This window comes from Streptomyces sp. NPDC053069 (assembly GCF_044546895.1).
GTDB lineage: Bacteria > Actinomycetota > Actinomycetes > Streptomycetales > Streptomycetaceae > Streptomyces.
In genome coordinates, this window is the sequence record NZ_JBITZN010000003.1 from 45,595 (window position 1) to 59,930 (window position 14,336).

At 74.1% G+C, this 14,336-nt stretch carries 16 protein-coding genes; 12 read left to right on the plus strand and 4 right to left on the minus strand.

The window, feature by feature from the left end; translation table 11 throughout:
- Positions 1-63 precede the first annotated feature (63 nt).
- The 3 genes from ACIGXP_RS07190 (at position 64) to ACIGXP_RS07200 (ending at position 3,711) form a co-directional block, all read left to right on the plus strand.
- Positions 64-627, plus strand: a complete 564-nt coding sequence (locus ACIGXP_RS07190; protein WP_363219296.1) for an NADPH-dependent FMN reductase — start codon at positions 64-66, stop codon at positions 625-627.
- A gap of 535 nt (positions 628-1,162) precedes the next feature.
- A complete protein-coding gene (locus ACIGXP_RS07195) occupies positions 1,163-2,137 on the plus strand; it encodes an alpha/beta hydrolase (RefSeq protein WP_399765016.1) in 975 nt (324 codons plus the stop codon).
- 149 nt (positions 2,138-2,286) lie between these two features.
- Positions 2,287-3,711 carry an amidase gene (locus ACIGXP_RS07200; RefSeq protein WP_399765019.1) on the plus strand — a complete coding sequence of 475 codons (1,425 nt, stop codon included), beginning with the start codon at positions 2,287-2,289 and terminating at the stop codon, positions 3,709-3,711.
- A gap of 330 nt (positions 3,712-4,041) precedes the next feature.
- On the opposite strand, the gene ACIGXP_RS07205 is transcribed toward ACIGXP_RS07200, so the two are convergent.
- Both ACIGXP_RS07205 and ACIGXP_RS07210 read right to left on the minus strand, forming a co-directional pair.
- Positions 4,042-4,470 (minus strand): hypothetical protein, encoded by a 429-nt coding sequence (locus ACIGXP_RS07205; protein ID WP_399765022.1) that lies wholly within the window; start codon positions 4,468-4,470, stop codon positions 4,042-4,044.
- Between the two features lie 126 nt (positions 4,471-4,596).
- Complete coding sequence (locus ACIGXP_RS07210; protein ID WP_399765024.1) at positions 4,597-5,268, minus strand: helix-turn-helix transcriptional regulator; 672 nt, start codon at positions 5,266-5,268, stop codon at positions 4,597-4,599.
- A 166-nt stretch (positions 5,269-5,434) separates the two neighbouring features.
- Here ACIGXP_RS07210 and ACIGXP_RS07215 point away from each other — a divergent pair, with 166 nt between their 5' ends.
- Both ACIGXP_RS07215 and ACIGXP_RS07220 read left to right on the plus strand, forming a co-directional pair.
- Positions 5,435-5,848, plus strand: a complete 414-nt coding sequence (locus ACIGXP_RS07215) for a hypothetical protein (RefSeq protein ID WP_363215569.1) — start codon at positions 5,435-5,437, stop codon at positions 5,846-5,848.
- Between the two features lie 191 nt (positions 5,849-6,039).
- On the plus strand, positions 6,040-6,486 hold the full coding sequence (locus tag ACIGXP_RS07220) for a type II toxin-antitoxin system PemK/MazF family toxin (RefSeq protein ID WP_399765028.1): 447 nt from the start codon (positions 6,040-6,042) through the stop codon (positions 6,484-6,486).
- Positions 6,487-6,513: 27 nt separating this feature from the next.
- Here ACIGXP_RS07220 and ACIGXP_RS07225 read toward each other — a convergent pair whose 3' ends face one another.
- Complete coding sequence (locus ACIGXP_RS07225) at positions 6,514-7,377, minus strand: TIGR02452 family protein (protein WP_399765031.1); 864 nt, start codon at positions 7,375-7,377, stop codon at positions 6,514-6,516.
- Between the two features lie 287 nt (positions 7,378-7,664).
- On the opposite strand from ACIGXP_RS07225, the gene egtA reads away from it, so the two are divergent.
- From egtA to ACIGXP_RS07250, 5 genes are all read left to right on the plus strand, one after another.
- Positions 7,665-9,014 carry an ergothioneine biosynthesis glutamate--cysteine ligase EgtA gene (gene egtA / locus ACIGXP_RS07230; RefSeq protein WP_399765034.1) on the plus strand — a complete coding sequence of 450 codons (1,350 nt, stop codon included), beginning with the start codon at positions 7,665-7,667 and terminating at the stop codon, positions 9,012-9,014.
- The gene (gene egtB, locus ACIGXP_RS07235) at positions 9,011-10,357 is read left to right on the plus strand and encodes an ergothioneine biosynthesis protein EgtB (protein ID WP_363215565.1); all 1,347 of its coding nucleotides are present in this window, start codon (positions 9,011-9,013) and stop codon (positions 10,355-10,357) included. Before egtA ends, egtB begins: the two co-directional genes overlap by 4 nt.
- The gene (gene egtC / locus ACIGXP_RS07240) at positions 10,357-11,172 is read left to right on the plus strand and encodes an ergothioneine biosynthesis protein EgtC (protein WP_399765036.1); all 816 of its coding nucleotides are present in this window, start codon (positions 10,357-10,359) and stop codon (positions 11,170-11,172) included. The genes egtB and egtC overlap by 1 nt, the downstream gene beginning before the upstream one ends.
- Positions 11,169-12,128, plus strand: a complete 960-nt coding sequence (gene egtD, locus ACIGXP_RS07245) for an L-histidine N(alpha)-methyltransferase (RefSeq protein WP_399765037.1) — start codon at positions 11,169-11,171, stop codon at positions 12,126-12,128. The genes egtC and egtD overlap by 4 nt, the downstream gene beginning before the upstream one ends.
- Before the next feature lie 104 nt (positions 12,129-12,232).
- A complete protein-coding gene (locus ACIGXP_RS07250; protein ID WP_363215562.1) occupies positions 12,233-12,448 on the plus strand; it encodes a dodecin in 216 nt (71 codons plus the stop codon).
- Between the two features lie 16 nt (positions 12,449-12,464).
- On the opposite strand, the gene ACIGXP_RS07255 is transcribed toward ACIGXP_RS07250, so the two are convergent.
- Positions 12,465-12,953, minus strand: a complete 489-nt coding sequence (locus ACIGXP_RS07255) for a hypothetical protein (protein WP_399765040.1) — start codon at positions 12,951-12,953, stop codon at positions 12,465-12,467.
- An 81-nt stretch (positions 12,954-13,034) separates the two neighbouring features.
- On the opposite strand from ACIGXP_RS07255, the gene ACIGXP_RS07260 reads away from it, so the two are divergent.
- A complete protein-coding gene (locus ACIGXP_RS07260) occupies positions 13,035-14,042 on the plus strand; it encodes an LLM class flavin-dependent oxidoreductase (RefSeq protein ID WP_399765043.1) in 1,008 nt (335 codons plus the stop codon).
- Positions 14,043-14,123: 81 nt separating this feature from the next.
- Positions 14,124-14,318, plus strand: coding sequence for an antitoxin (locus ACIGXP_RS07265; protein ID WP_363215559.1), 195 nt, complete (start codon positions 14,124-14,126; stop codon positions 14,316-14,318).
- Positions 14,319-14,336 lie beyond the last annotated feature (18 nt).

The window sequence follows — 14,336 nt, forward strand, 5'->3', positions numbered from 1 at the left end:
TAGAAATCTAATCGGACCCTGGTCCGGATCGTAACAGCGATGTTTCAGCCCCTTGGAGTTCCCATGTCTGTCCGCATCCTCGCGCTCGTCGGCAGCCTCCGCGCCGGTTCGCACAACCGCCAGCTCGCCGAGGCGGCCGTCAAGCTCGCTCCCGCCGGCGCCGAGGTCGTGCTGTACGAGGGCCTGGCCGAGATCCCCTTCTACAACGAGGACATCGACGTCGAGGGCAACGTGCCGGCCACCGCCGCGAAGCTGCGTGAGGCCGCGCAGGCCGCCGACGCCTTCCTGCTCTTCTCGCCCGAGTACAACGGCACCATCCCGGCCGTCCTGAAGAACGCCATCGACTGGCTGTCCCGTCCGTACGGCGCCGGCGCCTTCGGCGGCAAGCCCGTCGCCGTCATCGGCACCGCCTACGGCCAGTACGGCGGCGTGTGGGCGCAGGACGAGGCCCGCAAGGCCGTGGGCATCGCCGGCGGCAAGGTGATCGAGGACATCAAGCTCTCCATCCCGAGCTCGGTGACCCGCTTCGCCGAGACCCACCCGGTCGACGACGCCGAGGTCGCCGCCCAGCTGACCGAGGTCGTCGCCCGTCTGCACGGCAACGTGGGCGAGGCCGCGGCTGCCTGAGGCGTGTCACCGTGAAGGCCGAGGCGTATCACGTGAAGGGGGCCGGTTCCGTCCGGCCCCCTTCTCCGTGTGCGCCTCCCTGGTCTCGCAGTGGCCGCCGTCCCCGCCGGCCGACGGAGGCCGCCCACCCCCGCCGAACACGAGCCGTTCCCCGGCGGGCCGAGGGCAGCACCGGCGGTCACCCGCCACGCCGAGCGCGGCCGGGCTGCCCGCGCCGGCCCGGTACGGCACCCCCGGGCTGACGGACGGGCCGCCGGACGGCTCACGGGCGGGCCGTCGGACACCTACCCCGTGGCAGGTCGGTCCGGGCCCCCACGGGGTAGGTGTCCGACGGGCGCACAGGGCGCCCCGCGGAGCCGCTCGCCCGGCAGCGACCACGCCGCATGCACGGCAGTGGCCCTGCCGCACGTACGGCGCCGCGCTCCGCCGCTCGTACGCCTCGTAAGGCCGCGTCAGGCCTCGTGGGCCGCGCAGGCCTCGTGCGCCGACACGCCCTCTCGGTGCCGTACGTCACCACGCCACGTCAGGAGGTCCCATGCCGCCGCTGGTCCCGCCGCCCTTCGACCCGGAACTCGCCGCCGCGCTCGCCCTGCTCGGGGACGCGGCCGCGCCCGGATTCACCCTGGAGGAGCTGGCGTCCGCCCGGGCCACCGGCAGCGAGCTGCGCGGTCTGCTGGACCTCACCCTGGACGGCGCCTTCGAGGTGGAGGACCGTGCGGTGCCGGGCCCGCAGGGCGCCCCGGACGTCTCCCTGCTGCTCTGTCGCCCCGCCCGCACCGAGTCCGCGGCCCCGCTGCCGGTGCTCTACCACGTGCACGGCGGCGGCATGATGCTCGGCACCGACCGGGCCGGCGTGGAACAGCCCCTGGAGTGGGCGCGCGAGCTGGGCGCGGTCGTGGTCTCGGTGGAGTACCGGCTCGCGCCCGAACATCCCCACCCGGCGCCGGTGGAGGACGTGTACGCGGGTCTGCTGTGGACCGCCGGGCACGCGCGGGAGTTCGGCGCCGACCCGGACCGGATCGTCGTCGTGGGTGCCAGTGCCGGCGGCGGCCTCGCCGCGGCGCTCGCCCTGCTCAGCCGGGACCGGCAGGGCCCGCGCCTGCTCGGCCAGGTGCTGCTGGCCCCGATGCTCGACGACCGCAACGACACGGTCTCCAGCCACCAGATGGCCGGCGTCGGCCTCTGGGACCGCACCGCCAACGAGACCGGCTGGACGGCACTGCTCGGCGACCGCCGTGGCGGCCCCGGCGTCCCGCCGTACGCCGCCCCCGCCCGCGCCGGTGACCTGTCCGGTCTGCCCCCGGCCTATCTCGACGCGGGCTCCGCGGAGACCTTCCGGGACGAGGTGGTCGCCTACGCGTCCCGTATCTGGCAGTGCGGCGGCGAGGCCGAACTCCACGTCTGGCCGGGCGCGTTCCACGGCTTCGACACCCTCGCCCCGCATGCCGCCCTGTCCCGCGCGGCGCGGGCGGCCCGACTCGCCTGGCTGCGGCGGCTGTTGGGGCGGTGAGGGCGCGCCTGCGTTCCTGAGGCCGTCTCAGGAGGGCCGGAACGCGGGCGGCCGCCGTCGCAGACATCCGTGCGAAAGCCGTACGCACGCCCCCTTCCGACGTTACCGTTCAGTAGACACCGTTCCCCGGAGTCTCCCGGAGGCCGCCCATGCCGCACGACCACTGCGCCGGACTCGTGGAGTCCCGGCGTGCGCTCGCCACGGGAGAGGTGAGTTCCCGTGCGCTGGTGGAGGCGGCGCTGGGCCGGATCGAGGCCACGCAGGGCACGTTGAACGCCTTCCGGATCGTGCGGGCCGAGGCCGCGCTCGCCGAAGCCGACGCCGCCGACCGGGAGTTGGCCGCCGGGGCGCGGCTCCCGCTGCTCGGGGTGCCGGTGGCGGTGAAGGACGACATGGACGTGGCCGGCGAGCCGACCGCGTTCGGCTGCCGGGGCGCGTTCCCGCCGGTCGCCGAGGACGGGGAGGCGGTACGGCGGCTGCGTGCGGCCGGTGCCGTGATCGTCGGCAAGACGAACACGTGCGAGCTGGGACAGTGGCCGTTCACCGAGGGAGAGGCGTTCGGGGACACCCGCAATCCCTGGCACACCGGGCACACGCCCGGGGGTTCGTCCGGGGGCTCGGCCGCCGCCGTCGCCGCCGGACTCGTCCCCGCCGCGCTCGGCTCGGACGGCGCCGGATCGGTGCGCATTCCGGCCTCGTGGACCGGCCTGATCGGCATCAAGCCGCAGCGCGGCCGTATCTCGACCTGGCCGCGCGGCGAGTCCTTCCACGGCATCACGGTCAACGGCACCCTCGCCCGGACCGTCGCCGACGCGGCCCTGCTGCTGGACGCGGCGAGCGGCAACCACGACCGGGACCCGCACCGGCCGCCCGCGCTGACCGTGGCGGACGCGGTCGGCCGCGACCCGGGCCGGCTGCGCGTCGCCCTGTCCCTCAAGCCTCCGTTCACCGCCGTACCGGCCCGGCTGCACCCGGAGATCCGTGCCCGGGTCGTCGAACTCGCCGAGCAGCTCGCCGCGTTGGGGCACGACGTCGAGGAGGCCGATCCGCCGTACGGGCAGATCGGGTTGACCTTCGTGCCGCGCGCCACCGCCGGTATCGCCGACTGGGTCCGCGAGGCCCCCGACCCGGCGCTGCTCGACCCGCGCACCCGGGAGGCGGCCCGGCTCGGCCGGCTGCTCGGCGGGGCCCCGCTGCGGGCGGCCCGGCGCGCGGAGGCGGTGCTGCACCGCCGTATCGGCGGGTTCTTCGGGCGTTACGACCTGATCCTCGCGCCGACGACGGCCGCTCCCCCGCCCCGGATCGGTGCCCTGTACCGGCTGCGGCGCGGGCTGGCCACGGACCGCGCGATGATCGCCGCCTGCCCGTACGCGTGGCCGTGGAACGTGCTGGGCTGGCCGGGCGTCAACGTGCCCGCGGGGTTCGTCGGCGACGGCCTGCCGGTGGGTGCGCAGCTGCTCGGGCCCGCCCACAGCGAACCGCTGCTGGTGTCCGTCGCCGCCCAGGTGGAGGCGGAGCTGCGCTGGCACGAACGGTGGCCGCCGGAGCCGGCCCCTGAACCGCGGGCCGCCTGAGGCCGGTCCCATGAGCGTTCGATCAGCTGCCGCCCGCCGGGAAGCGCACCTGTCCGCGTCCCTGTGCCGGCGAAGTCCCGGCACTGCATGCCGGGGAACGTCCGCCGCTGCCCGAAGGCCGCCGGCGGCGGCGATGGCCGAGCGCCCGAGCCGGCTCGGGCCCGTCGGCGGCAGCTGCTGAGCCGCGTCACCGGCCGAGTCCGTCGCAGCCGGTGTCGCTGGAAACGGTCACATCACGGCTGGCGGCACTCGCCATCCGGCCCGCCCGCCGCGGCCCCGGTCCGCGGCCCTGCGTGATCGGCCGCCGGGTTGGGGTGCATCGGGGTGCCCTCACACCGCGAGCAGGCCGACTCCCAGGGCCAGCAGGGCCACCACCTTGAGCGTCTCCAGCCCCACGTACCAGAAGTGGCTGCGGGAACGGGGCAGTTCCTCCCCCGCGAGGATCCGGTCGGACCGGCGGTTGAGGGAGGGCCGGACGACGGCCAGCTGCGTGAGGAGCAGCACCGCGACGACCGCCGTCAGAGCCGTGATCCCGGCCGGGGCCCCGCCCAGGGCGAGCGCGGCGATCACGACGAGGGCCAGCACCACCTCCACGGCGTTCAGTGCGCGGAAGACCAGTCGGCCTATGCCCAGGCCGACCGGGATGGTCACGCCCGGTGCGCGGAACTTCAGCGGGGCCTCCAGGAAGGAGATCGCCAGCACCATGCCGAGCCAGACGAAGGTGACCGCGCTCGCGGTGGCGGCGGACGTGGCGTTCATCGGCGGGGCCTTTCTCCGCCGGGGCCGGCGGGTGGAGTTCGGCGGGAGTGGTTCCTCGGGGGCGGGCCGGACCGGCTGTTCGGCGCACGGTGCGGCGGCCTGAGCGCGCCTGTCGACCCGGCGGGGCTAGGCGGCGGTGGTCGCGGCCAAGTGGGCCACGCAGGAGTCGGGGTCCGCGAAGGGTTCCAGGCCGGTTGCCGTCAGCGGGGCGTCCAGCCGGGCCAACGCGCCCTGCATCAGGCCCAGATGGAGCGGGCACACCAACCGGCCGTGTTCCTCGGCGAGTTCCAGGAAGGGGCAGTGCCGCAACCGGATCCGCCGGGGCGGTCCGCCGGTCCCGTCCGCTCCTTCGGGCTGCGGCGCGAAGCCCAGCTCGTCCAGCAGCGCGAGGAGTGCGGCCACCGAACGCCCGGCCGTCGACTCCTCGAACGGTGGCGGCGGCTCCACGAGGAAGGCACCCCACGCCCGGCCCGTCTCCATCGCCTCCGTCCGCGCCGTCGCCGGGTCGGCGGATGCCCACCTGCTGAGCAGGATGCGGGCGAGGAGCCGGTAGTCACGCGTGCCGCCGCGGTCCATACCCGGACGCGCGGTGTAGACGGTGCGGGGCCGGCCGGGTCCGGGGGATCCCTCGGCGCGGCGCTCGACCAGGCCGTCGGCCACCAGGGCGTCCAGGTGGAAGCGCACCGTGTTGGGGTGGACGCCGATGCGCTCGGCCGTCTCCGCGACGCCGAGCGGTGACGGCGCGGCGCGCAGTACGTCCAGCACCTCTCGGCGGCGCGGGCTCTGCCGCGTGGTCATGTCCGGGCCCCTCTCCCACCTGCGCGTATTTTTTACGAATCCTACACGTATAAATTGTAGGGTGGTCGGGGGAAGGCAGTGGGTGCCGGTACCCCCGGGACATCCGGGGCCAGGGCGCCCGGGGCCAGGACGTCCGCAGACGCGGAAGAGCCGAAAGGATCACCAGATGACATCGCGGTCCGCGATCCGCACCGGGCCGGCCGGCCGCACCACGGGGGACGCACGCGTGCTGTGCGACGCCCGGGCGCTGGCCGAGGCTCCGCCGGTACCGGGCGGAGTGCTGTGGAAGCTGTCCGAGAGCGGACGGCAGCTCGACGCCAACGTGGTCCGGCTCGCTCCGGGCGGCCGGATCACCGCCCACACCGAATCGCAGCTGGATGTGATGGTTCTGGTCGTGGCCGGGGGCGGTGTGCTCGGCGCGGGCCCCGCGGACGAACCCGAGCCGCTCGCCGAGGGCGCCCTGGTCTGGCTGCCGCACGGCGCGCCGCGCAGCATCACCGCCGGTGAGGCGGGGCTGACCTATGTGACCGTGCATCAGCGCCGCCCGGGCATGCGGATCGGCACGCGCCCCGACGCCTGACCGCCCGTACCGGCCACGCCCTCGCGCGCTCGCCGGTCACGCACACCCGGCCGTCGACGCGCCGCCGGCCCATGACCCGGTTCACCAAGCACAGCCGCCGGTCACCGCCGGCCCGGCCCCGCCGCACAACGTGCCGACGTCGGGAGGCCCTTGCGCTCCCGGTACGGCCCACCAGGGCCTAGGGTGCCTGCGTGACCACGTATACCGATGAGAACGTCCCCGGCCGGTACGGCCCCCACGCGACCACCGAGGCCGACCCGCGCGAGGTCGGCCGGGTGCGCACCGAGTACTCCCCGGCCCACGACGGCGACCCGGACCCCGGCGAGATCGTCTGGACCTGGGTGCCCTTCGAGGAGAACGACGGCCGGGGCAAGGACCGCCCGGTGCTGGTCGTCGCCCGGGAGACGGCCGGCACCTTCCTCGCCGTACAGCTGTCCAGCAAGCGGCACGACGGCGACCGGGAGTGGGTGGCGATCGGCAGCGGCCCGTGGGACCGGACCGGCCGGGACTCCTGGGTGGACGTGGACCGGGTGCTGCGGCTGCACGAGGAGGGCATGCGCCGTGAGGCGTGCGCGCTGGACCGGATGCGGTTCAACCTCGTCCGGCAGCGGCTGCACGAGCGCTACGGCTGGACCTGACCGGCCCACGGCGCCTCGGCCCGGCCCTCAGGGGAACGCCCGGGTGAACGCCTCCCGCACCACCGCCCCCGGCGTCCGGTCCAGCACCCCGAACACCACGTGCTCGAAGGTCCGGGCGAACCGGCCGCCGGGGCCGAGCAGCGCCCGGAACGCCTCCGCGACCTGCGCCGGGTCGTTCTGGAACACGCCGCAGCCCCAGGCGCCGAGCACCAGACCGCGATAGCCGTGCGCGGCGGCCGTCTCCAGCACCCGCTCGGCCCGTACCGCCAGGGCGCCCGGCAGCTCGGCGGCGCGCTCCGGTTGCGTACGCCGTACGACGCCCGCGTTGGGGGCGGCCGCGGTCAGAAAGCCGACGAGATACGGCTCGGTCAGCAGCCGGCCCCGGTCGTCACGGAAGACCGGGACGGCCGGTGAGTGGATCACCCGGTCCGTGTAGAACGGGTCGCGGTGGGCTCGGTGATGGTCGTAGAAGGAGCGGGCCGTCAGCAGGCACGTGTACAGCGCGGAGGCGCGGCACAGGGCCTCCTCCTGGGCCTGCGCGCCGTTGAGAAAGCCGCCGCCCGGATTGCGGGCGGACGCGAAGTTCAGTACGGCGACCGGAGCGCCGGCCAGCCGGCGGGCGGCTTCGAGGCTGCTCTCGCCGGTGACCTCGACAACGGTGTCGACACTGGTCCCGCCCTTCTGTGACACGGAAACCGGTTCCGGACCGAGCATCCGCGTACCATCCCGCGCGGCCTGGATCTCCGCCGCGAGGGACACCTCCCGGCCGTCCGGCGCGCGGTACCGGCCCGCCGCCACGATCTGCTCCGTCTCCGCGGCGATGCAGCGTCTTTCCGTTCGCCCGCGGGGCGCCTCAGCCTTCGGCTCACTCGCCGGCAGGCGCGCGCTCACGGCGCCACCCCCGTGGACGCCGTGACCGCGGCCCGCGCGGCCTCCCCCGTCGTGCTCATGCATGCATCCTGGGCGATGCTGGTGATGCGGTGCAACGGAGTTTCCCGCCCCCGGAACGGCCCGGAACAGCCCGAAAACGCCTACGAAAACGGAGATGACCGATCCGGAACGTCCGCCGGGGCACCCTTGTGCGAAGCGGCTCAAGGGTTTTGGGTGGGACCCGTGCCTGCCCGGCCCGGTGCTTGAACCAGGCCGGTGGCATGGTGGAATCTCAGGAGGATCCCGACATGTCCGATTCACAGAGTGACGGTGGCGACTGTACGGACCACCGCACCGCCATCACCGAAGCCGAGGTGGAGGCCCTGGTCCGGGGCATCTGCTTCAAGACCGGGCCACCCCGCGCGCTGGGTGTCGAGCTGGAGTGGCTGATACACGAGCTGCGCATGCCGCAGCTCCCCGTGACACCCGAACGACTCGAAGCGGCGTACGCCGCGCTGCGGGCCGTGCCCCTGCGGTCGCCGCTCACCGTGGAGCCCGGCGGCCAGCTGGAGCTGAGCTCGCCGCCCGCCGCCTCCCTGATGGAGTGCATCGGCACCGTCTCCGCCGACCTGGACACCGTCCGCGCCGTCCTCGCCGAGCACGATCTCGGTCTGGTCGGCATCGGCCACGACCCCTGGCACACCCCCCGCAGGTTCCTGCACGAACCGCGCTACGACGCGATGGAGACCTGCCTGGACCGCACCGGCCCGGCGGGCCGCCACATGATGTGCACCTCCGCCTCCGTGCAGGTCTGCGTGGACGCCGGTCATGAGGAACCCGGCCCGCTCGGGCACGAGCGGCGCTGGTGGCTGGCCCATACGCTGGGGGCGGTCCTGGTGGCCGCGTTCGCCAACTCCCCCCTGCTCGGCAGCGAACCGACGGGCTGGCTGTCCACCCGGCAGCTGCTGTGGTTGGAGATCGGCGCCGGCCGTGCGGGCGCTCCCCCGCTGGACGGCGACCCACGGGCCGCCTGGGCCCGGCATGTCCTGGACGCGCCGGTGATGTGCGTGCGCCGGGACAGCGGGCCGTGGGAGGTGCCCGAGGGGCTCACCTTCCGCGAGTGGACCCGTTCCCGGTCGCCCCGGCCGCCCACCCGGGCGGACCTCGACTACCACCTGACCACCCTGTTCCCGCCGGTGCGGCCGCGCGGCCATCTGGAGCTGCGGATGATCGACGCGCAGCCCGGCGACGACGGCTGGATCGTGCCGCTCGCGGTGACGGCGGCGCTGTTCGACGATCCGGAGGCCGCCGAGACGGCGTACCGGAGCGTGAAGCCCCTCGCGGAGCGGGCCCTGAACCTGCCCGCCCCGCACAATCCGCTGTGGACGGACGCGGCCCGGTGCGGGCCCGCCGACCCGGAACTGCGCGAGGCCGCGGAGCTGTGTTTCGCGGCGGCGCTGGAGGCGCTGCCCCGGCTCGGCGCCACCGCCGAGGTGACCAACGCGGTGGCCGCGTACCGCGACCGCTATGTCGCCCGGGGCCGCTGTCCGGCCCACGACCTGCTGGACCGGCTGGACGGCGGCGACCCGCGCCCCGCCCGGTCCGGCCGCACCGGGGGCACCCCCACCGCCCACGGGAGGAAGGACATCCGCACATGACCGCCCCCGAGACCGACACCACGACGGCAGGGACGACGGAGCCGGACACCGAGGCGCTGCGGGAGCGCGCGCTGACCTCGCTGACCACCGCCCGTGCCCGCACCACGCTGCTGACCGGCTGTGTCGAGGACCCGGACCTCACCGCCCAGCACTCGCCGCTGATGTCCCCGCTGGTGTGGGACCTCGCCCACATCGGCAACCAGGAGGAGCTGTGGCTGCTGCGGGCGGTCGGCGGCCGGGACGCCATGCGCCCCGAGATCGACAGCCTCTACGACGCCTTCGAGCACCCGCGCGCCGAGCGGCCCGCACTGCCGCTGCTGCCACCCGCCGAGGCCCGGCACTACGCGGCCGAGGTGCGCGGCCGGGTCATGGACCTGCTGGAGAAGGCGGACTTCCACGGCACCCGGCTGACCGAGGCCGGTTTCGCCTTCGGGATGATCGCCCAGCACGAACAGCAGCACGACGAGACCATGCTGATCACCCATCAGCTCAGGAAGGGCCCGCAGGCGCTCACCGCACCGGACCCCGAACCGGCTCCGCTGTTCACCGGTCCCGCCGAAGTGCTGGTGCCCGGCGGCCCGTTCACCATGGGCACCTCGGCCGAGCCGTGGGCGCTGGACAACGAACGCCCGGCGCACGCCCGGGAGGTGGCGCCGTTCTGGATCGACACCACCCCGGTGACGAACGCGGCGTACCAGGCGTTCATCGAGGACGGCGGCTACGACACAGAGCGCTGGTGGACACCGGAGGGCTGGACCCACATCAAGCAGCACACGATCACGGCCCCGCTGTTCTGGCGCCGGGACGGCGACCGCTGGCTGCGCCGCCGTTTCGGGGTGACCGAGGCGGTCCCGCCGGACGAGCCGGTGCTGCACGTGTGCTGGTACGAGGCCGACGCCTACGCCCGCTGGGCCGGGCGCCGGCTGCCCACCGAGGCGGAGTGGGAGAAGGCCGCCCGGCACGATCCGGCCACCGGCCGCTCGATGCGCTACCCGTGGGGCGACGCGGACCCGGCGCCGGAACACGCCAACCTGGGCCAGCGGCACCTCAGGCCCGCCCCCGCCGGCAGCTATCCCGCCGGTGAGTCCCCGCTCGGGGTACGCCAGTTGATCGGTGATGTGTGGGAGTGGACGGCGAGCGACTTCCTGCCGTACCCGGGGTTCCAGGCCTTCCCGTACAAGGAGTACTCGGAGGTGTTCTTCGGCTCCGACCACAAGGTGCTGCGCGGCGGGTCGTTCGCCGTGGACCCTGTGGCCTGCCGGGGCACGTTCCGCAACTGGGACTACCCGATCCGGCGGCAGATCTTCTCCGGGTTCCGCACCGTCCGCTCGGCGGCCGTCTGATGTGCCGTCACCTGGCCTATCTGGGGCCCGAGGTACCGCTCGGCCGGATCCTCGTGGAGCCCGAGCACAGCCTGTTGCGCCAGTCGTGGGCGCCCCGGCGGCAGCGCTACGGGACCGTCAACGCCGACGGTTTCGGGGCCGGCTGGTACGCCCCGGACGATCCGGTCCCGGCGCGCTACCGGCGTGCGGGACCGATCTGGGCGGACCTGTCCTTCGCCGACCTGGCCCGGGTGGTGCGCTCCGGCTGCGTACTGGCCGCCGTACGGGACGCGACGCTCGCGGGCGCGGACGCGGAGGCCGCCGCGGCGCCCTTCGCGTCGGGCCGGTGGCTGTTCAGCCACAACGGCGTCCTCGCGGGCTGGCCCGACTCTGCGGCCCCGCTGGTGTCCGCGCTACCCCCGGTCGAGCTGCTGTCGCTGCAGGCCCGTACCGACTCGGCGTTCGTCTGGGCGCTGGTCCTGCACCGGCTGCGCTCGGGCGACGAGCCGGAACAGGCCCTCGGTGAAACGGTTCGGCAGCTGGCTGGGGCGGCCCCCGCCTCCCGGCTCAACCTGCTGCTGACCGACGGCGCGACGATCGCCGCCACCGCCTGGGGCGACACCCTCTGGTACCGCACGGAGCCCGGCCTGAGCACGGTCGTCGCCTCCGAGCCCTACGACGACGATCCGCTCTGGCAGGAGGTCCCCGACCGCACCGTGCTCACCGCGAGCCGCGCCGGCGTGCTGCTCGCACCGCTGGAGGATCCCGCGTCCTCCCCCACTCTCGACTGCGCTCGAGCGGGGGGACCCCCATCAACGAAGGAGCCCTGTACGTGAGCCCCCTGCACGTCACCCGCACCCTCCCCGAGGACGCGACGGACGCCGCGCTGCGCGCCGACGTCCGGCACGGCCTCACCGTCAATCCCAAGTGGCTGCCGCCCAAGTGGTTCTACGACGCCCGGGGCAGCGAACTGTTCGAGCAGATCACCGAGCTGCCCGAGTACTACCCCACCCGCGCCGAGCGCGAGATCCTCGCCACCCGGTCCGACGAGATCGCCGCGGCCAGCGGGGCACGCACACTGATCGAACTCGGCTCGGGCTCCTCGGAGAAGACCCGCTACCTCCTCGACGCGCTCGCCCCGGCGGCATACGTCCCGGTCGACGTCAGCGAGAGCGCCCTCACCCAGGCCGGGAAGGCGCTGGTCGCGGACCACCCGGACCTCGCCGTCCACGCGCTGATCGCCGACTTCACCGCCCCGCTGGCCCTGCCCGCCACCCCCGGGCCGCGGCTGCTTGCCTTCCTCGGCGGCACGATCGGCAACCTGCTGCCCGACGAACGCGCGCGGTTCCTGGCCTCCGTGCGCGCGCTGCTCACGCCGGGTGACGGGCTGCTGCTCGGCACGGACCTGGTCAAGGACGAACGGGTGCTGGTCCGGGCGTACGACGACGCGGCCGGGGTGACGGCCGCGTTCAACAAGAACGTGCTGTCCGTCGTCGACCGCGAGCTGGGCGCCGACTTCGACCCGGACGCCTTCGACCATGTGGCGCTGTGGGACGCCGAGCGGGAATGGATCGAGATGCGGCTGCGCTCCCGTACCGCACAGACCGTGAAGGTGCCCGCGCTGGACCTCGCCGTGGACTTCGCGGCGGGCGAGGAGCTGCGCACCGAGGTGTCGGCCAAGTTCCGCAAGGACGGCGTGAGGGCCGAACTGGCCACAGCGGGCCTGGAGTTGACTCACTGGTGGACGGACGCTCAGGGTCGCTTCGCGCTGTCGCTGAGCGTGCTGCGGTGAGCCGGACGTAAGGAACGGGACGCACGGCGGGCATGTGACCGCCGTGCGGTCCGGGCGCGGATGCGGCACCGTGGAGTACGGCGTGACACGAGAGGAGCACCCGCATGTCGAACCACACCTACCGGGTCACCGAGATCGTCGGCACCTCGCACGAGGGCGTCGACCAGGCCATCCGCAACGGCATCGCCCGCGCCGACCAGACCCTGCGCAATCTGGACTGGTTCGAGGTGACGCAGATCCGGGGCCAGATCGAGAACGGACGGATCGAGCACTACCAGGTGGGCCTGAAGGTGGGTTTCCGCATCGAGGACGGCGACTGAGGGCGGCCGCCAGCCGTCAGGTACGCCCTTCGCGTTCCTGCGCCTCTTCCAGTGCGGCGGACTTCGCGGCCCAGCGGGCCCGCACCACGGTGAACCCGGCACGTTCGGCGTCATCGCAGACCAGCTCGTCGTCGTCCACGACGACCCGCACCTCCCGGTCCCGCGCGAGCCGGCGCAGGATCTCCAGCTTGGTGAACCGGGCCGGCCTGCGGTCGGCGTTGCTCCGCATGTGCACCCGCCCCTCGGGCAGCCCGTGGTGCGCGAGCCACTCCAGGGTGTCCCGGCGGTACCGCTCGGGCCGGCCCGTCAGATAGACGACCTCGCACTCCCGGGCGCTCTCCACCGCCAGCGCCACCCCCTCGGCGAGCGGCGGATCCGCGGGCGCGGCGGCGAAGAACGCGCCCCACTCCCGCGGCCGGCTCTCCAGGAAGTGCTGCCGGTGAGCGGTGTCGGCCAGGGTGTTGTCGAGGTCGAACACGGCAAGCGGACGCCTGATGTCTGTCACAGGGTCACCCTAGCCAGGCGTTTCGGGACCGACGCCGGAACGCCTCGGGAATCATCCGGCCGTCAGGGTGTTGAAGCCTGCGTGAGCAGTACGACGATCGCGCGGACCCCGTTCTCCGTCCTCGACCGTTCCCGCGCCCGGCAGGGGCGTCCGCCCGCCGAGGCGCTGCGTGACACCCTCACGCTGGCGCGCGAGGCGGAGGCGCTCGGATACCACCGCTTCTGGGTGTCCGAGCACCACGGCGTGCCCGGCGTCGCCGGCTCCGCGCCGACCGTGCTCGCCGCCGCGGTCGCGTCCGCGACCCGCACGATCCGGGTCGGCACCGGCGGCGTGATGCTGCCCAACCATCAATCCCTGGTCGTCGCCGAGCAGTTCGGCGTCCTGGAGTCCCTGTTCCCCGGGCGGATCGACATGGGGCTCGGGCGTTCCGTCGGCTTCACCGACGGGGTGCGCAGGGCGCTCGGCCGGGACAAGGAGGACGCCGAGGACTTCGCGACACGGCTCGGGGAGCTGCTGGGCTGGTTCGAGGGAACCTCGCCGACCGGGGTGCGGGCACGCCCCGCGGAAGGTCTGCGGGTGCCGCCGTTCGTGCTGGCCATGGGCGAGGGCGCGCGGATCGCGGCACGTGCCGGACTGCCGATGGTGATCGGCGATCTGCGCGGCCGGGAGAGGCTGCTGCGCGGCATCGACCAGTACCGTGCGCTGTTCCACCCCTCCCCCTGGGCGTCCGAGCCGTACGTCGTGATCTCCGGCACGGTCGCCGTCGCGGGCACGGAGGAGGAGGCCCGGCGGCTGCTGGTACCGGAGGCCTGGTCGATGGCGTACTCCCGCACCCACGGCACCTTCCCGCCCCTCGCTCCGGCCGAGGAGATCGAGGCCCGCCCGATGACCGCGAAGGAGCGCGGCTTCTACGAGGCCGCTCTCGCCGGCCACATCGCCGGCACCGGCGAGCAGGTCGCCCATGCGCTGGAGACGGTGCTGAAGGAGACGGGGGCGGACGAGGTCCTGGTCACCACGAGCACGTACGACCGTCCGGCGCTGCTGGATTCCTACCGGCGGCTCGCCGGTCTCCTCGCGCCGGGCCGCTGAGGTCCCGCGGTCCCGAGATGCGAACCCGGCCGGGGCCGGTGACCCTGGGAGGGGAAGCCGCAAGCGACGAGGAGGGCTGCCATGTCCTTCATGGACAAGATCAAGGGGATGCTCAAGGGCCATGAGGACATGGCCGACAAGGGCATCGACAAGGGCGGCGACTACATCGACCAGCGCACCGGGGACAAGTACCAGTCGCAGGTCGACACCGGCCAGGACAAGCTGAGGGACGAGTTCGGCACCCGGCCGAACCGGGACAACCCGCCGCAGTCGTAGCGTACGGGGGCGGCTAGA